Raw genomic sequence first — 2,395 nt, 5'->3', positions numbered from 1 at the left:
ATAGTGTGGTGGTTGACGTGGGGGTCGGTGAGCGCGGTATACGAGGGGAGTTAGGTGGGGTTGTGGTGGTGGGGCAGGAGGGGGTGGGGGGTTGTGGGGGGGACGGGGGGGGGGGTTGGGGGGTGGGGTGATGTGCAGGGTGTTGCCGCCGGTGTCGGGTCCGCTGGTGGGGTTGAGGGTGAATTGCCATGCCTGCCATTGGGCGGTCAGGGTCATGTTGGAGGTGACGGGTGTGTTGAAGTCCCAGCTGCTGCCGTCGGCCTTGGCCCATCCGGTGAACCAGTGGTGCTCCCATTCGGGGTCCTGCGGCCAGGTGATGGGCTTGGGGTCGTCGGAGTAGACGGTCTGGTCGGCGGGCGTGGGGCTGCTGGTGTGGCCGGCCGCGTCGCCCAGGCTGAATCGCACGGTGTATTGGGTGGCGTACGTGTAGTGGAGCCTGGTAGTGTAGGTGGGGCCGGGCGTGATAATACCTTGTCCATTGCCCATATCGATGCGGTAGGTGACGGTGACGTCCACCCGACCGGCGGCGTGCAGAGGCGCATGCATGTTCCACGCGCCGGTGCTGGGGTCCTGCGTGTGCCGGCTGACCGAAGTATTTCCGAACTTGACACCGACGACCACGTATCTAGGTGTTGCCACTCGTACGGGTACGTTCTGGCCGATGTCGCTGCTGCCGTTGCCGAGCTGACCCTCCCAGTTTCTTCCCCATGTGTAGGCGTGTCCGATGTTGTCTAGGGCAATCGTATGTAAGCCCCCTGCGCTGATGGCGGTGTAGCGGTTGCCTGTGGTCAGTTCGCCTTGGTTGACTAGGACTGGTGTGTTCTGGTCGGTGCCGGTGTTGCCGTTGCCGAGTTGGCCGCTGCTGTTGTCCCCCCATGTGTAGGCATGCCCGGTGTTGTCTAGGGCAATCGTATGTAAGTTCTCTGCGCTGATGGCGGTGTAGTGGTTGCCTGTGGGTAGTTGGCCTTGGTTGACTGCTATGGGTGTGCTCTGGTCTGTGCCGGGTCCGTTTGTGCCGTTGCCGAGTTGGCCGCTGATGTTTTTCCCCCATGTGTAGGCGTGTCCGGTGTTGTCTAGTGCTATGGAACAATCGGTGCCTGCGCTGATGGCAGTGTAGTGATTGCCGGTAGGCAATGCGCCCTGGAGGACTCGTACGGGTTTGTTCCGGTGGATACCGAAGTTACCATTTCCCAGCCCGCCGGTGCTGTTTTTGCCCCATGTGTAAGCGTGTCCGGTATTGTCGAGGGCCGTGGAGTGGAACTCGCCTGCGCTGATGGTGGTGTAGTGGTTGCCTGTGGGTAGTTGGCCTTGGCTGACTTGTACTGGTGTGTTCTGGTCGGTGCCGGTGTTGCCGTTGCCGAGCTGGCCGTAGCCGTTGTAACCCCATGTGTAGACGTGTCCATCGTCGGCGAGGGCCATCGAATGGTATGTGCTTGCGCTGATGGTGGTGTAGTGGTTGCCTGTGGGTAGTTGGCCTTGGCTGACTTGTATTGGTGTGTTCTGGTCGGTGCCGGTGTTGCCGTTGCCGAGCTGACCGTTACTGTTGAATCCCCATGTGTAGACGTGTCCGTCGTCGGCGAGGGCCATCGAATGGTATGTGCTTGCGCTGATCTTGGTGAAGTGTACGCCGGTGGGTGTGCGGACGCGTACTGGTAGGTTACGGTCGCCGGTGGTGCCGTCTCCAAGCTGGCCGTATTGGTTCCACCCCCATGCATAGGTGTTGCCGTCGCTGCCGATGGCCAGGGTGTGCGTCCCGCCTGCGCTGATTTGAATGAAGGTGATGCCGGTGGGTGGCGCGGGTGGTGTGAGTGTAGCTAATGCATCCTGGTTGGCGGGTCCCTTGGTGGGGGAGAGGGTGAAGCCGTCTACGGTCTCAGTACCGGGCGCGCCGCTGCGCAGTAGGGGGTTTGGGGAGGATTGTTGGGCCGGGTCAGCGTTGGCCGGGCTGGGAAATCCTAGACCCCCCCCCCCCTAGGACAGTGAGGGCCAATGCTAGGAGGCTGGCGTTGAGCGCGCGAATGGAACGCATACGAAATATATCTCCTATGTGATGGTGGCGGCTTGCCTGGTCACAGGTGCCCGATTCCCCAACCGGCGCCCGACATACATGGTAACCATGCTTGCAGTATATAGACCGACTATAGCCCGGCAGGGGCCCGGGCTCCAAATTCCGGCCTGGTGGTCGGGGCTGTGAGCAGGCCTGGGGCTGCCGGTCGGGCCAGCAGAAGAGGGGAAGCGGTCGGGGGCGCTCAGGGCATGGAGGGAGGGGCCTAGGCGGGGTGCCTGATACACCTCTGCCGCTGCCCCCGACGCCTCAGGCGTCGCTCTCGGCGGACGAACTCTGACTACACAACACGCACAAGCACAGCCCGCGCGCACTAACCGCTCCGTACAG

At 62.4% G+C, this 2,395-nt stretch carries 1 protein-coding gene; it reads right to left on the bottom strand.

Annotated elements, in window-relative coordinates:
• Nucleotides 1-1,767, bottom strand: a 1,767-nt coding sequence (locus CRD59_RS08300) for an RCC1 domain-containing protein (protein ID WP_330849138.1), incomplete at its 3' end; no start/stop codon positions are given.
• Nucleotides 1,768-2,395: the final 628 nt, after the last annotated feature.

Source organism: Bifidobacterium xylocopae (assembly GCF_003315615.1).
In the GTDB taxonomy this organism is placed as follows: Bacteria; Actinomycetota; Actinomycetes; order Actinomycetales; family Bifidobacteriaceae; genus Bombiscardovia; species Bombiscardovia xylocopae.
The sequence above is the reverse complement of the archived record's forward strand: the minus strand, read 5'-3'. Positions and strand labels throughout refer to the sequence as shown.